Origin of the sequence: Thalassomonas sp. RHCl1 (genome assembly GCF_947387555.1) — a bacterium.
Classification (GTDB): domain Bacteria; phylum Pseudomonadota; class Gammaproteobacteria; order Enterobacterales; family Alteromonadaceae; genus Thalassomonas.
Genome location: NZ_CANDNZ010000007.1, coordinates 176712 through 198430, shown reverse-complemented (window position 1 = coordinate 198430; position 21719 = coordinate 176712). Strand labels below are relative to the sequence as shown.

Below are 21719 nucleotides of genomic sequence, written 5' to 3'. Positions count from 1 at the left end.
CTACTTGATTAAGGTCGCGTTAAGCCTGAATAAGCCGGAATGGTGCCAGAAAGCGGTGTTCCGATATCAACTATTATGCCCTCTGATTTCATTACCCTATCAAAGTTTGATAACGCACCTTGACACTGCTGACAGACCTCCCTCTCAGATATAATATTGAGCTTAGGTGTTGTAGCATTTGCGCCCCTATTCAGTAATACTCTAGCAATAGCTTCTAAACCTAAACGCTCAGAATCTTTCGCTCTATTAACTATATTATCAGGATCATGATTATCCCAAAACTGAGGAACCCCCTTCTCATTAACAGTCATATTATCTGTTAATAATCGATCTGTTGCTGGCAACGAATTTTTCTTACTATTCTGTATTGCAAAGGTTAACACTTCATCCCCTAAATCCACTTGAAATATCGCAACATTTTTTCCTTTTTCAATATTATTTGCTGCCTTATAGTCAGCTATAAAAGCATCTACGACTTTCTGGTCACCGCTTGTAAAAAGCTTAGTAAAATCAGAGCTATCAATATCGCTCAGAATATTCTTTTTGATACCTTCATGAACATAATTATCTGCTAAGAAGTCTTCTAAATGAACAACTTTGTTAGGATCAACCGGAGGAAGAGAGCCCACACCGGAACCAATTGGTGCATCTACAACTTCATCAACATTACTTCCATTAAAGTTGATCTCACCAGCATTCTCTTTCACATCTTTAGAAGCCAGGTCTTCAACGTTTCCAACATTATCATTATTCTTGGGCCCCTTGCTTGTACTGCCTGTTGATACCAGATTATCTATACCATTCTTAAGCTTGATAAGTGCAATTGTTGCAGAGTCTTTTAAACTGCTTGCTCCTTCCGCAATTTCTTGTAATACACCCGTAGCCTGCGCAAGGTCAGTAACACCGGCTGCGACCATTTTAATGACCAAGCTGCCAGATGCATACATCTCAAGCGCATCGTATAAGATTTTATTTTCTTGATATCTATCCTTCCAAAGTTTGGCCGTTTCCTGAGCCTCTAATAACGTTTCCTCGTTTTCTACATTTGCAATCGAAGGATCATTAACAATGGTTTCAAAGTTCTCAAGCGCCTCAAAGCCCCGCTCACTGAAGTCATCAATGACTTCACCATAACTGATAGAGACAGTTTCACCCTGGGCATTAACCACGGTAATACTTTCATTTAAATCAACTTCTTGTCCAAATAATTGCGCAGCAATTGCCTGACGCTCTTTCTCTTTTAACTCGACTTGTTTGGTCTGAATTCCATCAAGATCATCTGGCAACAAATTATTAATTTCTGTTTGTAATGCCAATATTTCATCTTCAGACATCCCCGACAAACCCAAGTCAGTAAGAACATCGTCTGAGAACTCAACAACTACATCAATTACCTCTCCAACGGCATCGATCGCTTCACCAACCTGTTCATGATCCACCGTAAGGTCAATATTGCCTTCCTGGCGGTCTACGCTGTACAGCTCTTTATCAACGTTGTCGGTATCGCGGTTGATGTTCATATCTTCCGTTTCTCCTTCGCCTAAAGTTTCCCCGCCCACGGTAACGTTGCCTTCACCTATAGTGGCCAGGGTTTTACCTACTTCGGTACTGCTGGTGTTGCTATAGGTATACTGGCTGGAGTTCACGTCCAGGCTATTACTGCCGGTGTCGCTGTCGCCTGTCGGTGACGTCGCATTCGGGTCATTGACCGTGGCGCCAATACCGACATTGGCATTGATGCCCGCGTTTTGCTGGCTGTTATAGCTGGTATTGGTCAGGTCGGTAAAGGTCAGCGTGCCGGTACTCAGGTTCAGATTGCCGGTATCGTTGCCTTCTTCGTCCCTTGCGGCAATCAGCGCGCCGACAATATTGGTATTGCCGTCCACATTGATATTAACTTCACCGCCGCCAGTGATGCTGCTCAGCACCGTCTCCCGGGTCTGGTAGCGGCCGCTGCTGGCATTTAAGCCGCCGTTGACACTGCCGACACCGCCTGTGGTATCCCCCAGTTCGGTGCTGATGGCAACTTCCCTTGTCGCTCCAAATTCACCACTTGCACCTTCACCTGTGGCAACCTGGGTCATTTCACTGTTTTCTCCGGCATTAAAGCCAAAGCCACCACTGATACCAAAACCTTTGTTGCTGCCGCTGGTGCGGTTTTGCATCGACTCCAGTGTTAAATCACCGCCGACATCCAGATTCAGGTCATTGCTGGCGGCTATGTTGCCGCCCTGGATGTTGGTGTCGCCTGTCGTGGTGATATTGATATCACTGCCGCTTAGCGTGCTGTTATTGTAGGTGGTGCTTCTGTCACGGTTTTCATTGCGGTTATAACTGGCGCTCACCGTCGGTCCGCCTGCCGCGCCCCACAAGGTTTGTGCAACCGTAATATGGCCGTTTTGAGTTTCCGTTGAACGGCTAGAGGTATCGCGCGATGCCTGGATATCCAGCATGCCGGTATCGATATTCAGCTCATTGCCTGCAAACAGGTCGCTGCCCTGAATCAAGGTTGTGCTGGTATTGCCCTGCTCGCTGTCACGGCTGTTCAACCCGGTTACGATATTGATATTGTTACCGCTAATGTTAGAAGCGCGCGAAGTGGTTTCTTCATACTGGCTGTTGGTTTTCGTAGCATCCACATCCAGCTGCACCCCGACATTAAAGCCGTAAGTAGCGGAGCTTGCGCCTGTGGCAGCAATTTGCTGTTTTAAGTTCACTCCTTTCATGGTGGCATCGGCAGTAGCCAGGGCGATTCCGGTTACATACCAGTCTTCATCGCTTTGTACGTCTTCCACCAGTTCACGCAGTTCGATCAGATCGGTATAGGTGACCCCGGGCGTGCCTGCCTCATATTCCGCTTCCAGCTGGACTAAACGGTTTTCCAGGCCGTCACGCTCTTTTTGGTAGGTGCGGTAGTCTTCTTCCGCCTGCTTAACTTTCTCGGTAGCCTCTGCAAAGGCCTCGGCCGACTTCGCCAATTCCACCGCCTGATGCTGCACCACCAGGCTCAGCTCGGCTTCGCCGTGGGTTTCTTCTAACGTTTCCTCATAACTTTCTTCCGCTTCCCTGATGATGACATTGTCACCGGCTATCAGGTTAACGCTGCCTTCGGTGTTGGAGCTGCTGTCGGCATTGCCGTCGGCGTCGCCCCCGTTACCGGCAAGAATATCCGAACCTTCGATCAGGATATCCGCCACCGAATCCAGGGTAATGCTCTCGTTGGCCGCCAAGGTTGAACCGCGCTGGGTATTGCTGGTGCTGCTAAAGTCAACATTGTCATAGGTGGCGTTGCCGATAGAGAATTTCAGCTGGCCGTCTTCCACCTTCACCATATCGGTGGGGTTGCTCAGCCCTTTTAAGGCATCGCCAAAACCGACTTCTATCTTGCGCTCGTGGGAGTAAGTTTCCACCGTTTCCTGGGCCGCCAGTACTTCGATGTCGCCGATATCGGTGGTAATAGCCAGGCTGCCGCCGGCAATCACGTCCGAACCAACCACGGTGCCGCTGCCGACATCCATATTGATATTGCCCTGGGCATCGAGCAAGGAACTGTAGGCAGTGGTGGCGGTTTCGCCGTTCATTTTCTCTTTCGAGGAATAGAAGCTGCCGCCGGAGAGGAAACCGCCTTTTTTGCGCATCTTCTCTACCTGGCTGGTTTCTTCGCCTGCGGTGATTAACAGCTCATCAAAGGCGGCGACATTGATATCATTGCCTGCAAAGAGTTCGCTGCCGCCGATGGTCACATCATCCCCGGAAAGCAGGGTTAAATCCGCGCCTGAGTTAAGCTGGCTGCTGCTCAGTTTCTCGGTCTTCTCGGCATCAAGCTTAGCCTTGGATTTTAAACCGCCGAAGCTTTTCTTGCTCACCGACTTCATTTCATAGTCGGTATAGGTTTGCGCCAGTACGTTAATGTCGTTACCGGCAACTACCATATCCCCGCCGGATTGCAGCGTGGAGCCGACAATATTGACATCACCGCTTTGCTGCACCGACAAGCTGCCATCTTCGTTTTTCAGGGCATTGATCAAGACATCGCCGCCGGCCGCCACTGTGGTGCCAAGCACGGTATCGTGCTGCGACTCTTTAATGGTGATTTTTTTCTTGAAGGTACTTTTCTTGGTCTTCTTCGAGCTGGCCATGTGCGATTCGGTCACCGCCAGCAGGTTCATCTCATTACCCGCTGCCAGCGAAACATCGCCGTTAGCGGCAAACAAGGCCCCTTCCGATTCAAGATTATTACCCGCAGCCACACTCAGGTTGCCGCCCGCCTGCAGGCTGACCACGTCATAGGTGGTGTCGTAATTGATCTTATAACCGCCTTTGAAATATTCTTCCCGGCCGGATTTATTTTCAATCGCGCCGAGTAAAACATCATTACCGGCATACAAACTGATATCGCCGGCGGCACTGAGCTCGCTGCCCTGCAGGTCGATATTGTTACCGGCGTTCATGGCCAAACTGTTGGTTGAGATAATTTCAGAGGCTTCGCCAACACTGGTGTAGGTGACGCTGTCGGTACCGCGTTTGTGCTCGCGCTCCCAGGTGCTTTGCTCAAACTCGGTACGGTTGATGATATCGCCGCCCGCGTTGAGCACCACGTCATTACCGGCAATCAGCGCCTGCTGGTTGATCAGATCGCCGCCGGCATTGATTTGCAACAAGCCATTGGAGAGCAGGCTGTCGTTATTAATCACGTCGCCGCCGCTGGTCAGGCTTAATTCCGTGCCCGCCATCAAGGTAGCGTCATTGGTAAAGTCGCCGCCGATATCCAGTACGATCGCCTGGGCGCTCAGATCCAGGGTATTGATGAAGTCGCCCCCCAGCTCCAGGCCAATCAGGTTGTCGCTGTCGAGGAAGGTTAATTCCGTGGTTTCAAGCTCCCCTTCCGAGCGTAAAATCACGCCATCAACGCCGCCAATGCCCGCTTCCACCGTGATACCGCCGTCAGCGCGGATATCCAAATAGGTACCTGCGCCTATGGTCACACCGTCCGCCAGCAGGTCGTTCTGACCCACCGCCGCATACAGCTGGGTCTGGCCTTCATTGATATAGTCTTCGTTGAAGCCCAGGTCCTGGGTCAGTACCCGCACCTGTTCATCGGTTAAAAAGACGTTTTCCGAGGCCTGCACGCCGCCGCTGCCGTTAACGCTAGTGGCAGCCTCGGCATGCGCTGCCGCCGCAGCTTCCAGCTCTATCAAACTGGTGAGGTAGTCACCGTGGCCGGTAGCTTCGTTGATCAGCGCCTGGGTGGCATGCTGTGCCAGCTCCTGCTGGCTTAACTGGCGCTGTTCGCTCAGGCCTTGGTCATTTTCGATCTGCTCCCTGAGCACTTCATCGGGATCATGGCCTATGGTGTCTAAAAAGCGATCTGAGCCCAGCAGCGCCTGCTCGGTCAGGTATTCTTCGCGGTTTTCCTCGGTGTAGTTGTGCTCCGGGTTTTCTCCGCTGACGTTTAAACTCGGGCCGTTAACGGCAACCTCGTCGCTGCGCTGTGCGCTGGCATCGCTGCTTTGCGCTGCCACTTCTTGTGTCTCTACGCTGCTTAGCCCTTCACTACCCGGGTTGTCTATCACCGGGGTGATATAGTTCATGTCCTGATCTTTAAAGGCGCTGGCATCAAAGGCACTGCCCTGATCGCCGCCGCCGACAAAGCTCACGCCGCCGCTGCTCACCAGGGTCAGGGTGCTGCCTGTCGTAACCGCCTCTTGCGCTGCCAGGTTATCCACCTGGCTTGAATCGGCATCGCTGTCAAAACGGGGATCGTTTGCCGCCACAGCGTCCGTTGGCGTCTCATTGATCGCCAGCTGTTCATGCTCGGCTGAGATCTGCGGGCCATCGGTGAAACCTGCCGCTTGCCGCTGCTGGGCCGTTAAACTGTTGTAACTGCTGCCCTGGCTGACAGCACCGGTACTCTGGCTGCTGGTTTGCTGATAACCAGCCACCGCCTGGTTATTTTGCGCCACATTCAATGGCACACCGGAACCAACAACCAGTACGCTGCCCGCTGTACCCTGGTTTTGCTCAGCGGCCCCGGCTACCGTCTGGTTGTTCACCTGGGCAACAGCGCCCACCTGGTTCTGGCTATAACCGTTATCGGTTAAATCGCTGCTGCCGGCAGCACTGCCGCTGTTTACCGCCACCTGGTTGCCCAGTTCACCATTGCCGTCAAAGCTTGCCGACTGCTGCGACCCGCTGGCAAGGCTAGCTTGCTCGCCATTGCTGATGCTTTGCCCGCTGGCCGTGGCACTGCCGGATGTCCGCTCGCTGGTATTGCCGCTGGCGGCGATACTGACCGTGCCGGTATTGGCACTGCTGCTCTGGCTGTTATTGCCGCTGAAGTTTTCCTGCTGGTTTTGTGCGGCAACGCTGACATTAGTGCTGGCATTGCCGCTGACACCGCTGGCGCTCTGGCTCTGGCCGCTAGTGCTTTGGCTGGTGCCGCTACTGGTGCTGACACTGGCACTCTGGCTGCTGTTACTGCCGGCGCTGCTGCCGCGGGACGCCGAACCGCTGGAGCCGCTGACACTGGTACTGGCGCTGCGACTGCCCGGACCGGTCGGGCTGGCATCGGTGGCTTCAAGCTGGCCGGATAAGTTGCCGCTGATAGAGCCGCCTGCCGCTATGGTACCGTAGGCACCGCCGATAAAGTTCTCTTCTGTGGTGGTGCCTATTTCTTCTTCGCTGTCTAACCTATAAACACCGGGTTCTCCACAACTGCCGTTATCTAAGCCCACCAGACACCTGGCCACCCATTTCTGCCGGATCTCGGTCGTGGTGGAAATACTCTTATTCTGGGCGCTGTTATTGGTTAAGCTGCTGCCGGAAAGGGTGATATTGCCGCCGGCGGAAATCGTACTGTAATTGTTGGTGATATTGCCGCTTAAGCTTAAGTTGTTACCGGCGGCTATGGTACCGGCGCTGCCGCCGACTGTGGCGTTATAAACCGTGGTACTGGTGTTGTACTTGGTCACATAAGTAATTTTATCCCTGGAGCCGCCATAACCGCTAAAACCGGGCTCTCCGGGGCTTCCGCCGCCGGAAGTCGATGCTGTGGTTTCACCTTCGCTAAAGCTGGTGCTGGAACTGCTGCGGTTATTGCTGATGGTACCCGTCAGGCTCAGGTTACGGGCAGCGGCGATCGAACCGGCATTATTGATAATAGTGCCGCCGCGCAAGGTAGCATCGCCGCCGGAATAAATGCTGCTGGTATTGGTAATATTGCCGTCTATGGTCATGTTGGAGCCGGCAAACAGTAAATTGCTGTTGCTGGCATTGCCGTTGATGTCCAAAGTGCCCGCCGCAGCCACCGTGCCGCTGTTGGTGATATTGCCGTTCACCGTCAGGGTGGCGTCGCTGCTTAAGGTACCTGTGTTGCTGATGCTGCTGAAATTAAGCTGGCCGTTGCCGTCAGACTTTATGCTGCCGCTGTTGGTCAGGGTGCTGCCGCTTAAGGTTGCCGTGCCGCTGGCCACTATGCTGCCGCGGTTGGTAATGCTGTTGCCGCTGGTATTTAGCACCAGGTTGCCGCTGGCGCTTAAGGTATCGCCGCTTGCCAGGTTAAAGGCACTGTAGGTGGTCAGGTTAAGATCGCGGCCGTAGATTTTCCCCAGCGCCTGAATGTTGCTGTCCACGGTCACGCCGCCGTCAGATTGCAGCGAGCCGCTGTTGTTTAAACTACCGGCATCAATATTAAGCGAGCTTTTCCCGCTGATGATGCCCGAGTTGGTTAAGGTATTGCTGCTTTGCACATCCGCCGCGCCGTTTCGGCTGGCCAGGGTACCGCTGTTGCTGATGGTCGAAGCGCTGGCGGTCAAGCTAGAAGCCGCAGAAATAATACCGCTGCTAGTTAAACTGGAGCCGCCGCTAAGATCGATACTGCCATTGGCCAGGATCAAACTGCTGCCGCCGTCGTTTTTAACGCTGCCGGCATTGATATCGAGCACGCCGGTGCCAGCTGAGGTGATCTGGCCGTTGCTGTTATCCAAGGCGCCCTGCGTCAAAATCGCCAGGCTGCTGCCGTCATTGGCAATCTTGCCCGAGCTGTTATTGATAGAGCTGGCGCTAAGTGCCGAGTTGCCGTTATTAAAACCGATAACATCGCCGCCGACATTACTAAACCAGCTGCCGGCATCAATATCAAAGTCTGCCGCGGTAATGGCGCCGCCGTCGTTATTGATGCTGCCACCGGCATCCATCAGCAAAGCTCCTGCGGTGGCGATCTGACCGCTGTTTTGCGTGATGCTGCCGCCGGCATTTACCGTTAAGGTGCCGCTGCCGCTATGGCTGATGGTGCCGCCGCCGTTATCTAAACTGCCGCTAGTGGCTTTTACGGTAAAACTGCTGTTGGTGGACTGTATGGTGCCGTTGCTGTTATCCAGGCTGCCGGCAAGGATCTGCCCGCTGCCACTGCCGGTAGAGGTGATGGTACCGCCACTGTTATTGACCGTACCGGCGCGGATATCAACATTATTGCCCTGCATTAAGCCGTTGCTGTTGTTGACCGTACCAGAGGTATTGATACCTAAGGTGCCATCGGCAATCAGCTGGCCACCCTGGTTTTCCACCGCACTGTTGATCTGCAAGTCGCCTTCGGTGTACAGGTTGCTGTTGGTATTTACAAAAGTACCGCTGGTATCTATGCTCAGCGCCCGTTTGGCATAAAGATCGCCGCTGCCACTGAGGTTACCCTGCAAGCTGGCGGTACCCGCGGTAGAAACCTGACCGCCGTCGATATCCAAACTGCCGTTATTGCCCAGCACTAAGGTGCCGGTACCGGCGTGGATCAGCTGGCCGCTGTTGGTCACCGAGCCGCCAAAACTCATACTGCTGCCGCTGTTGTAGATAGTACCGGCATTGGTAAGCTGGCTGACAGCTAAGTTCAGGGCATTGCTGCCGGTGCCGCTGGCCACCAGGACCCCGGAGCCGTTGTTGTTGAACTGGCTACCGCTAAAACTGCCGTTTGCACTTTCGATACGGCCGCTGTTGGTTAAGGTAGAGAAACCGGTGACGCTAAGATCATCCGCCGAGAGCGTGCCCGAGTTGCTGATAGTGCCGGCACTAAGGTCAGCGCTGTTGCCGGCATAGAGCAAATTGCTGTTACTGATGCTGCTGCCGCTGAGATCCAAATTATTGACAGCAGAAATCTGGCCGCTGTTGCTGATGCTCGACGAGCCGCCGTTGACGGTAATATTTTGCGCGGAAATGCGTGCGCTGCTGCCATTGGTTAAACCGCCGCTAAGGCTGAAGCTGCCCGCCGCCTGCAGCTGACCGCTGTTATTGACACTGCTTGCCGAGAGCACCAGGTTGCCATCGGTTGCCGCCGTGCCGCTGTTTTGCATGGTGCCCGACTGGCTCAGGGTAAAGCTGCCGCTGCCCTTATGAATTAAGTTGCCGCCGCTGTTGCTGATGTTGTTTAACGACAGCAACCAATTCAGGGCATAACTGGCCAGGGTGCCGCCGCTGTTGTTGATGGTCCCCAGTCCGGATAAATTCAACGAGTTACTGGCACTGCTGCTCGCCAGTACCGTACCGTTGCTGTTATTTAACGAGCTGCCGCCAAGCATCACAGTGCTGCCGCTTAGGCTGCCGCCGGTGTTGTCTAGTGTGCCGCTGCTGCTGACATTAAGGCTCTGCCCCTGCATCACACCCGAACGGTTGGCCACGCTCGCTGCACTTAGCTGCAACTGACCGTCCGACTGCACTACACCGCCGTTATTGCTGAAACTGCTGCCGCCGTCGATATTTAAACTGCCGTTAGCGGCTAAGGTGCCTGAGGCATTATTGATACTGCTGGCATCAACTGTCGCATTGCTGCCGGAGAAGATCACACCGCTGCTGTTGGTTAAGCTGCCGTCTGCGTCCAGATTTAAGCTGCCGCCTGCTACCACAGAGCCGCTGCTGTTATTGACAGCGCCGCCGATATCCAGGGTTAAATTAGCCGCCGATTCTATCTGGCCGCCGCTGCTTTGTAAGCTGCTGGCAGTTAACACCTGACTGCCACGGGAAGTGATCACCCCGGAATTGTTGCTCAAAGTGCCTGTGGTCAGCACCAAACTGCCCTGGGAGATCAGCGCGCCGCCGCCGTTATCAAAGCTGCCCGCCTGGCTGATAGTCAGGGCGCCATTGCCTTGTAAGCGGATTTGCCCGCCGTTATTGGACAAAGTACCGATATTTCTGAGCTCTAAATTATTGCCGTTTGACTCAATAATACCGCCGCTGTTATTGGTCAAAGCACCTGTGACGGTTAAGTCCAGGCTGTCACCGCTGCTGCTTCGAGAGAGCAACAAACCGCCGCTGTTATCCAGGTTAGTGCTGTTAACGCTCAGGGTATCCGCCTGGATCACGCCGCCGCGGTTAGTCACTTCATTGATGGTTAAACGGACATCCTGCCCGGAAATAACCGCCTGCTGACCATTGACGCTGTCGTTGCTTAAACTGCTTAAGGCCAGTGCAATCACTCCGCCGCTGGCCAGGGTACCGCCGTTATTATTGAGATCGCTGAAACCGGATAACGCCAGGCTGCCGCTGCCCTGATGGATCACTGTGCCTTGCTGGTTGTTAAAGCTCGCGCCGCTGATTTCCATATTGCTGGCGCTACTCGCCAGCACACCGCCGTTGCCGTTGTCTATGGCGCCGCTGGTATTGATACGATAGACACTGCCGCTGCCGGTAATGCTGCCGCCGCTGTTGTTTAAACTGCCGGCATCCAGGGTTAACGAACCGCCGGCAAACATGCCGCCGCCACTGTTGTTGACGGCGCCGCTGTCAATATCAAGCGCCTGTGCCGCCTCTATCGTGCCGCTCTGGTTGCTCAGGCTGCCATCAAGGGTAATGTCGCCCAGGCTCAGCAGCTGCCCCTGGTCATTGATGACATTATTGGCTGTCAGGGTGCCGCCACTTAGCAGCAGGATTTCACCCTGGCTGTTGTCTATGCCATTATTTAACGTCAGGCCCGTGCCCCGGGTCTGGATCACACCGCCGCGGTTGTTGATCTCATTGGCGGTATTGAGGGTTAGGGACTCGCTTAGGCTGGAGCTGGCATACAAAACTCCGGAGTTGCTGATATCAGTTGCCGTCAGGGTCAACAATTCACCGGCCAGGGTGCCGCTGTTAACCAATTGTCCGCTGTTTAGCGCCAGCTGCGCCGCCTGGATCACCCCGGCATTATTGACATTGGCGGCATTGATATCTAAAACACCGACACCGCTGATCTCGCCGCTGCTGTTTAAATTGGCCAACGTCAGGGCAAAGCTGCCAGTCCCCTGCTGCAGCAAGACGCCACTGCCGTTATTTAAGGTATCCGCCGTAAGAGTAAAATCACCGCTTTGGTTATAAACCAGGCCGCTGTTGTTGAGCAGTTCGTCTGCCAGAGTAAGCGCCAGACCTGAGGCAGAAAGCAGCTGACCACCGGTGTTGTCCAGGCTGTTGGCATCTAGCTCAAGTGTGCCTTCGGACAGTAATATCCCGGAAGTATTATTAAGATCATAATCACTGTTAAGGCTTAAATCTCCCGATGCCTGGATCACCCCTGAAGTATTATTTAATGCTTCACCGCCACTCTCACCATCAAGGTTGAGGGTCACATTGCCTAAACCGGCAATAACGCCGCTTTGGTTGTTCAGCGCCTGCGTGCTGCTGATCACAAACTCGCCGCTGCCGGTATGGCGCAGGGTGCCGCCCTGGTTATTGATATTCTGGTTATCCAACATCCAGTTAGTACTGTTGACCTCAAGCTCACCTCCCTGGCTGTTATCGAATAAACCGGAAAGGGCTAAGCTGAAGATTTCACCGCCGGAGAGTACCAGGCCGTTTTGGTTGTTGATATTGGCCAGGGTCAGGGCCATGGAAGTTGAAGATTCAAGTACGCCGCTTTGGTTATCGATATTGCTGCTGTCGATATCAAGATTGGCGGCGCTGATCACGCCATTGCCGTTATTGCTCAGGGCCTGACTGGTAATGGTCAACAAGTTTTCGCTGCGGATCAGGCCACCGTTGCTGCCGATGTTATCGGCAGTCAGGGTAAGCTTATCGCTGGCGGCAATCACGCCGTTGCCGTTAAGGATATCGGTGGCATTGACAGTTAGCAGCTCGACATCGCCGATAATGCTGCCGTTATCGTTGGTCAGGGTTTGGCTTATATCCAGGGCGGCAGTTTCGCCGAAACTGCTGATCTCACCGCCGGTATTATCGAGATTATCCAGGGTTAACTGGCTGTTGCCGCTTACCTGGAGCACACCATTTTGGTTATTGAAATCGCCGCCGCTCAGAGCAAAATCCGCCAACGCATAAACAGCGCCGTCCTGGTTAATCAGCTCCACCAGGCTTAACAAACCGCTACCGGCATGTACTAAAGTGCCCTGGCTGTTGTCCACTACCTGGTTAAACACCAGTTGCTCGCCATGACTTTGTATTTGCCCGCTGTTGGTGGTAGCGCCGCCGGTATTGATGGTTAATGACTGCCCTGAAGTATCGGTTGCCAGGATCAAACCGCTGTTATCAAAACTTGTGCTGTCGATATCGAGCTGCTCCCCCTGGAGCGTGCCGCTGTTATTAAGACTGGTAACATCAAGATCAAGCGAAGCAGCATCGATCACCCCCTGGTTATCCAGGTTGGCGGCAACCAGTTGTAACTGCTGCGCCGAGGTAATTTGTCCCGAGCCGTTGCTGAGATTATTGCTTACCGTCAACTGCAGCTTTTCTGTGTTTTGCTGGCTGATAAGTCCGCCGTCATTACTGAGATCAACAGCATTGATGGCGGCATCGGCTGCCGTGGTCACGATTTGTCCCGCATCATTATCGAGCAAACCGGCGATAGTCATGGCAAAACCGGCATTACCCGCCACTAAGCCCCCGGCATTGGTCAAGCTGTCGGCATTGACACTCAGGTTATCGGCGTGGATCAAACCATCATTGTTATTCACGGTTTCGCTGGTCAGGCTGATATCTGTTGCCAGGATTTGTCCGCCGCTACCATTGGCCAGGCTGTTATCAAGACTTTTGCTGCCCAGCACCAGGTTTTGCGCACCGATCACCCCGCCCTGGTTATTGATAGCATCGCTAATATTTAAGGTCATTAACTCCTGGGCAAACACCAAAAGGTTACCCTGGCTGTTGTTTATATTGTCCAGCGTCAGGGTCATGCCGTTATCTGCCTGCACCAGACCGGAAGTATTGGTTAGGGTGGCGGCCGTTACCGCCAAGCTGCCCTCGGTTAAAATTTCACCCTGGTCATTATTCACTTCACCTGTGGTATTGAGGGTTAGGCTGCCTTCTCCCAGGTGGGCAATTTGTCCCGTCTGGTTATTGATGGCCATATCCGTTAACGAGAGATTTTCACCGTAGCTGATGAGCGCACCAGTATTGGTTAAACTGTCGGTGACCAGTTGCAGGCTTTCACCCGAAGTCCCTCTGGCGATAATGTTGCCGCTGTTGTTTAGCCCAGTGCTGGTCAGCAGCGCCTGCTCGGCCACAATATCGCCGCTGTTGTCCAGGCTCTGGCTGTTGATGCTCAGCTGGGCAGCATCTATCGCGCCCCGGTTATCGATACTGGTGCTGTTAAGGCTTAATTCAGCGGCGCTGAGACTACCTTCGTTGGTAAGGTTTTGGCTATTAACCACTAAATTGCTGTTACCGGCAATGGTGCTGATATTGGTCACAGGATCTGTCTGCGCCAGGCCGTTGTCTAAAGTATCGGTATTGATGGTCAGCATATCCGTACCGCTATGGCTGATGGTGCCGCCGCGGTTATCCAGGCTGGTCGCCGTGATCAGCGCCTGCTCACCGGCGCCGTATATTTGTCCGAGCTGGTTATCCAGGGTATTGGCGACATTAACCGTCAGGCTTTGCCCGCTTTCTCCCAGCGCCAGCACTTGCCCCTGGCTATTATCCAGTTCGTCGGCGTCTAAAGTTAAGGTTTGCGTGCCGATCAAAGCCCCCTGGCGGTTAAGCAGCTGGTCGCTGTCCAGGGTTAAATTGGCGGCAACAATTTCCCCCTGGTCATTGGCCAGGGTATCGGCTTTCAGGGTTAAGCTGCCGTCACTGAGCAATAAACCACCGTTATTATTTAGGGTATCAACCGCCAGGCTATCGAGTACTTCCAGGGTAAAGACCCCCTGGCCATAATGAAGAATTTGCCCGTTATCGTTATTCAGCACCAGATTGCTGAGGCTGAAGTTTTCACCATTGGTGGCAATAATCCCGGTATTATCCAAGGTTTGCAGCGCCAGCAGCAGACTTTGTTCCTGCTCTCCCGCCGCCAGCAGCTGCCCGCTGTTGGTTAAGGCAGCTAAAGTCAACTGCGCCTGCTGAGTTTCAATCACACCGGCATTGTTTAAGGTATTTGCCGCCAGGGTCAGTTGCTGCGCCTGGATATTGCCATCACTGGTAAAGCTATCGCCGCTGAGGGTGAGGTTATCCGCCAGCAGCGCGCCGCTGTTGTTCAAATCTGTGGCACTCACGGATAAAGCGCTGGCAGAAGCGAGAGAGCCGGTTGCCAGGTTATCTAATAAAGCCGTGGTCAGGGTCAGTAAACCATTACCGGCATAGCTGATATCACCGCTGTTGCTGATGCTGGCCGCAGTGATGTTCGCACTGTCGCCGTCCGCATAAATCAAGCCCTCCTGGTTATCCAGGGTGGTGGCTACCGTCAGGTCCAGGCTTAAGCCTGAATCGGCAAAGGCGGCTATTTCCCCGCCTTCATTTAGCAAAGTAGTAGTGGCGATCACCGCCTGATCGGCGTAGATATTGCCCTGGCGGTTGACCAGACCGGTCAGGGTCAGCGCCAACTGACCGTTGCTGTTGATAAGGCCGTTGATGTTATTCAGGTTTGTCGCACTAAGCGTCAGGCTGCTGCTGGCCGCCAAAGTGCCTGAATTGTTGATTTCGCTGCTGCTGACGGTTAGCTCATCGGCGCTGATCAAACCGTTATTGCTGATATTGGTGACATTAATATCAGCCGTGCCGCCGCTGAGTCGGGCGCTGCTTTCCTGGCTCAGGGTTTGCGTTTGCAGCGTTAATGCATTGGCAGCGATGAGGCCGTTACTGGTCAGGGTGTTGGTATCAAGTACCAGCTGCTGCGCCGCGATGATCTCTCCCGACTCACCGTTGTTGATATCGGTCACGGTAAGGCTGGCGTTGTTGGCCAACAGGCTGCCTTGCTGATTGGTGAGCTGATCGGCAGTGATGGTCAGTTCTTGCAGAAACTCCATGCTGCCCTGGCTGTTATCCAGCTGTTTAAGCTGCAACTGATTGTTCAGGGCATTTGAAGCGATCACACCGCCGGTATTGTCTATGTTTTCATTGATATTCATCACCAGCTGATCGCCGCCGGTTACCACCAGCTGACCGCCGCGGTTGTTGACTTGCCCCATGGTGATAGCAACATCTTGAGTCGCCTGAAGCAGGCCGCTGCTGTTATCTAAGCTATCGGCGGTTAAGCTGAGTTCGCCGTCCGCCAGCCATTGCCCCTGGTTATTGACTGTGGTGGCATTCACTGTGGTATCGGCTGCCTGGATCAAACCGCTATTGGTTAACTTATCCAGCGCCAGGGTAAGTTCGGCGGCACTGATACCGGCATCGGTTAAATTCAGCAGCTGGCCAACCGTTAACGCCATATTGCCCTGACTGTAGATCAGACCGTTATTGCTCAGTTCATCCGCCGTTAAAGCAAGCGCGCCGTTGGTGGCAATCTGCCCCTGGCCGTCATTATTGTTGTCACTGGTGATCCGGGTGATATCCAGCGTCAGAGTACCGCTGCCGCTGTGGCTGATGCTGCCGCCGATATTTTCCAGTTCTGCGGCGCTGATCACAGCAGACTCGGAAGCGGCAAAAATACTGCCGTTTTGGTTGCTGATCTTTTCTGTCACCGCCACAGTCAGCGCCTGGCCGGTTTCGTTAAAGGCTTCGATGGCGCCGTTATCGTTGATCAGGCTTTCACTGGTGATCGCCACCTGGCCACCGGCTAAACGACCGCCGCTGTTGTCCAGGGTCTGGGCAATATTCAGGGTTAATAACTGCTCGGCCAAGAGCGCAATTTCACCGTCGAGGTTATTAAGCTCATCTGAGGTGATAACGGCGCTGCCGCCCGCCTGAATAAGGCCCTGCTCGTTATTGACCACGCCTGTGGTTAAGGCAAGCGAGCCTTGTGTGGCGATGATACCGGCGACATTGTTTAATTCATTCTGGACATCCAGGGTTAATACCCCGGCGCCAAAATGGGCCAGGGTACCGCCGGTGTTATCAAACAGCATGTCGCTGAGATCCAGGGATTCGCCGTTGCTGATGATGCTGCCGCTGTTGCCAAGCTGCTCCACCGTAAGGGCCAGGCTGTTGCCGCTAGTGCCGCTGCTGCTTAAGCTACCGTTGTTATTAAGCTGCCTGGCCGCCAGACTTATCTGCTCTGCCAGGATCTCTCCCTGGTTATCCAGGGTGTCGGCGCTGATATCCAGGTTGGCAGCGGCAAGTAACTCACCGCTTTGTGTGAAGGATTGCGTGGTTACCGAGAGCTGATCTGCGCTGATGCTGCCCTGTGTGGTTAATGTCGTGGTATTCAGGGTTAACTGGCCGTTGGCCGCTACCTGTCCTGAGCCCAGGTTATCCAGGGTCGTGGTATTAATTTGTAATTCGCCGTCACCGGCAAGTACGATGGTACCCTCGCTGTTGATTAGTCCGGTTGCGTTGATCTGTGCATTTTGACCGGCAACCAGCAGCTGACCCGAACTATTGTCAAAATTGTTGCTGATATTGATCTCGGCGGCGGCAGGCAGTATCCCATCCTGTACCGCTCCCTGGGCCTGGGAAACCAGAATCTGCCCCTGGGTGTTAGTTAGATTATCCGCGGCTATGCGCAGTTGTCCGCCGCTGATCTCTCCCTGGCTGTTATCGATTTCCGGGCTGCTGATATCAAGCAACGCACCGCTTGCAAGGATACCGGCAGCATTATTGACTTGCCCTGTGGTCAGGGTCATATCGCCGCTGCTTTGTATCAGGCCCTGACTGTTATTGATAGAATCCGAGGTTAAAGCCAGCTGACCATTAGCGATTAATTCGCCGCCGGCATTTTCCAATGTCTGCAGTACCTCCAGGGTAAAGACCCCGGCGCCGGCATGCACTATGCTGCCGTCAGTGTTATCCAGCAACATTTGTGTCAGGGACAGGTTTTCCCCGCCCGAGTAGATCACCCCACTATTACTCAGTGTCGGCGTTGTGATCACTAAGCTTTCCCCGCTCTGGCCCAGTGCCTGGATATAACCCGAGTTAGTCAGCTGATCTGTGGTTAAACTCAGTCCTTCGCCGCTGATGCTGCCTTCGTTGACAAGCTGGTCGGCATCAAGCGTTAATTGCCCTTCACCCGTGATTTGTCCTGAGCCCAGGTTATCCAGCTGCGCGGTTGTGATGGTGCCATCACCGACCAGGTAGATTTCACCGTCGCTGTTATCCAGCCCAGTGACCGTCAGGGTGTTTTCGCTGCCTGCGCTGTAGATCAAGCCGTTGTTATTGTTCAGGTGCGAGTCCGGATTTGCGCTCAGCTCCAGCCTTAGTGCGCCTACCACATCCGACAGAGCCGCCAGCTGGCCGCCGCTATTGTCCAGGTTATCGGTGACTATCGCCAACGAACCGGCCTGGATCTGTCCCTGCTGATTTAACACCTCGGGGGTAGTGATCACTAAACTGCCGGCGCTACTGATTTGTCCCTGGCTATTATCCAGGCTGGCAGCATTCAGGGTGAGTTCTCCCGCCGTAGCGATCACTCCGGACTGGTTATTTAGATCAGCCAGGGTATCAATACTCAGCACACCTGAACCGGCATGCATGATAGTGCCGCCCTGGTTATCCAATACCAGATCGCTCAAGTTGAGGTTTTCACTGTTACTATAAAGGGTGCCGCTGTTGGTTAAACTGGCGAGATCAAGTTCAAGTTCGGCGCCGCTGCTTAACCCCGAAACCTGGATCACACCACTGTTGGTTAAATTGTCACCAGAAATCGCTGCACTTTGTGTTAACAGCTCCCCGGAGTTAGTAATATTGCTGGCGCTGAGCTGCAGTATATCCGAGATGAAGCTGCCACTGTTGTTGAAGGAGCTTACCGTTAGCGAAGCTGAAGCACTGGTAATCACACCGGCATTTTCCAGGGAAAACACTGAAGCGGTTAACGCCCCGTCCGCACTGATGACACCGTCTTCGCCATTGTCTACGTCACCAACTACCAGGTTTAAATTATTGGCAACAAGGGTGCCGCTTTCGTTTATCAGGCTTTGACTGTTTATCAATCCCTGACTGCTGTTAATTTCAATAGTGCCCGACTGGTTATTCAGGGTATTGCTAACGATCAGCTCACTGGAGCTGCCGCCCAGGTTAACAATTTGTCCCTGACGGTTATCGAGCTCTGTGGCATTAATACTGAAATCTTCACTTGACTGGAGCAGCCCCTGCTGGTTATCCAGGATATTAACGGTAATATTCAACGCCTGCCCGGCGGAAATTTCACCGTTAAGGTTATTCAGGGCCGCCTGTGCCAGATCAATTTCTCCCTGGCCATAAATCACGCCGTTTTCATTGTTCAGGGTATTATTACTGTCAAGGCGCAACACACCCGAGCCAAAATGCAGCAACTGACCGCTGTTATCTACGGCGATATCCAGCAGGGTAAAGTTCTGACCATGGCTTTCGATACGGCCACTATTTTCCAGCTGCCCGCCCTGTATAGATAAGGCATCCGCCGCCTCACCGCTGGCCAGTAATAAACCGCTATTTTTCAGGGAAGCCGAGTTTAATGCCAACTGCTGTGCCTGGAGAGTGCTGTTAGCCTCGTTATCTAAACTGCTGGCGGCAATGGTAACGGCATCGGCGCTGATTAATGCCTCTCCCTGGTTGACGACAGTATTGGCAGTCAGGTTCAGCTGCTGAGTTGCCGTCAGAAAGGCATCCTGGTTAAGCAACTCGCCTGTGGTGATTGTCAGGTTTTGTCCGCTGATTTGTCCGCCATTGTTGCTCAGGCTTTCACTGATATTGGCCGTTAAATTGGTACCGGCTTCAATCAGGCCCTGCTGGTTATTCAGCTGCAGCCCGCTCAGGCTGATGGACTGTTCACTGATAAGCTGTCCGCCAAGGTTTTCCAGGGTATCGGCATCAATCGTCAGTGCTTGCTGTGCCTGAATATTACCGAGCTCATTTACCAACTGGCCGGCATTGATGGCAATCAGCTGGCTGACAAGGTTACCGCCGGAATTGCTTAAGCTATTGACGCTCAGCGCCAGTTCATTAGCGGCAGAGATCACCCCGTCACTGTTGGCCAGGTTTCCACTGCTAATATCGGCGTTATTGCCTGTCCAGATCATGCCCTGGTTATTGTCCAGCACTGTGGATTCCAGGCTCAACTGGCCACTACCGCTGTGTACTAACTGCCCCTGCTCGTTGATGATATTGGCGGAGGTTACAGTTAAATTGTTGCTGTGGGCTTCTATGGTGCCGAAGCTGTTGTCCAGGCGTTCACTGATATTAAGCTGTAAACTATTGTCTTGCTGGTCAAAAGCGGCAATAACCCCTCGGGCGTTGCTAAGCTCCCGGGCGCTGAGGGAAACCAGATCTCCCTGGATATTACCGCCGGTATTGACAAGTTGATCGCCTGACAATGCCAGCTGTTTCGCTACTATCAGTCCCTGGCTGTTATCCAGGGTTTGCGTCATATTGAGCGCCAGGACGCCATTGCCCAGGTGGTTGATTTGCCCGCCGTCATTGCTTAAGGCATTGGCGCTAATCGCAATATTTTCACTGCTAAACTGCAGTAAACCGCCGTTATTGTTCAGGGTTTGCGAGATATTCAACTGAGGGCTTTGCGCGTCGGCAAACAATAAATTACCGCTGTTATTCAGGTTATCCAGGGTAAAGCTGCTGCTTGCCTGCACTTCCAAAGTGCCGCTGTTACTGAAATCTCCCGTGGTCAGCTGTAAAGCTCCCTGCGTTAGCCAGTCACCCTGGTTTACCACTTGCTCGCTGGCATTGATATCGGCTGTACCTTCGGTGACCACTAAACCACCATTCACCTGAAAACTTTGCCCATCAAGGTTAAGCGCTCCCTGCTCGCCGTATTGATAGAGCTGGCCCTGCTCGACGCTGAAATCATTGAGACTAATATTGACTTCATTGGCCTGGATATTGCCGTTGTTGACCCCGGTTCCCCCGCTCAGGGTAATGGCTTCACCGCTGATATCACCTGAGTTTGTCAGCTGTGAGGCGTCGATATTGATACTATCCGACTGGAGCAAGGCATTTTCTTCATTGATCAGCTCACCGGCCGAGAGGGCAATTTCAGAAATATTGGCGATACTGCCCGCATTGGTGAGGCTGCCGGACACCTCGATGGATAGAGCGGCATCGGCTTGCAGCTGACCTTCGCCGTCTAAACCGGCATAAATTTCTCCGCTCTGGTGCAGAGCTGCGCTATTGATATCCAGCTTGGTTGCCGCCGCCAGCGTGCCCTGGTTATTAAGACTGCCGCCGGCTGCAACGCTCACCTGCTTGGCATAAGTACTGCCCGAGGTGGTGATATCGCCACTGACCGAGTTCAGTTTGACACTCTCGTTGGCCAGGGTATCTTTTAATCTCAATTCACCGTCGGCGGTTAATTCCAGATCATTAACGGCATTGATCAAACCTTCACTTCGTACCCCTAAACCGGCTTCGGTACCGAGCAAGGTAATGCTGTTGCTGTACATACTGCCCAGGGCACTGGCGTCCAGGGCAAATAACGGCTTAACCCCCAGCGGCTGCTCGGACAACGCTTTGCCTTCCCCGCTCTGGTAATCATAATAATTAGCGCCGGTTAAAATATTGAGCTTGTCGCTGTAAATGGCGGCATTGACATACATGGCCCGGGTTAAAATATCGAACTGGCTGACATTGCCGGCATTCATGCCCAGACCGTCAAAAACCACACTGCCCTGATTGATGTTAAAACCGCGTAATTCGCCGTTAAGTACATCCGGCGCCCCGGTGGCAAAAATCACCCTGGGGGTGTTGATAAAACCACAGCCGTTACAGCTGATACCGTTGGCATTAGCGAGCACAAACTCTGCCGAATCCCCCAAAATTTCGGTATAGCCCAACAATGACGAAGCCGAGCCGCCGTTGACCTCAGCCAGGATAATTTTCGCGGTGCCGCCGGCCAGGCGGCGGTTACCGTCGGTCCAGCCGCCAAGTACGGAGATCTGCGGCGTCAGGCTGTTATTGAGGATCAAGCCACTTTCGGAGACATTAAATTTACTGAACAGGTTATGGGAAACCCCTTTACCGCTGGCCTCGGCAATGTCCACCACGACAGTGCCGTTGGCAGATTCTTTTAATCCCGCCTGGTTGATATTGGCAGCATTGGCATCAACTTCGACCCCGATGGAGGTAGTAAAAGCCGGCAGCTGAAATTGACTTGCGGCAGCAGCCGCTTGCGCACTGGCATTACGGGCGGCGTTGACGGTTAGCACACTGTTATTTGAAGAATTAGTGGTTGACGAGCCGGAGTTTGCCGATAAATTGGCGGCAACCTGAGCTTCAAGCCGGGCACGATTAGACACCAGCAGCTGCTCATTACGCATCTCCTCAGCGATTATCTCCAAGCGATCCATACGTTCGGCAGAGACAACCAAGGGATTGGTTGTCATGATCACTATCAATAAATAACCGATAACAGCTTTTAACTTTGCGCTAAACATCTAAGTGTTAATCCTTGA

Annotated in this window: 1 protein-coding gene; it reads right to left on the bottom strand. The window is 53.4% G+C overall.

What is annotated here, in order from left to right; genetic code table 11:
- Positions 1 to 8: 8 nt before the first annotated feature.
- Positions 9 to 21701 carry a filamentous hemagglutinin N-terminal domain-containing protein gene (locus QL234_RS19855; RefSeq protein WP_281559520.1) on the bottom strand — a complete coding sequence of 7231 codons (21693 nt, stop codon included), beginning with the start codon at positions 21699 to 21701 and terminating at the stop codon, positions 9 to 11.
- Positions 21702 to 21719 lie beyond the last annotated feature (18 nt).

Bases quoted from the DNA above. Each gene is read 5' to 3' on its own strand.
- QL234_RS19855 (WP_281559520.1), bottom strand. From the start codon at position 21,701: ATGTTTAGCGCAAAGTTAAAAGCTGTTATCGGTTATTTATTGATAGTG.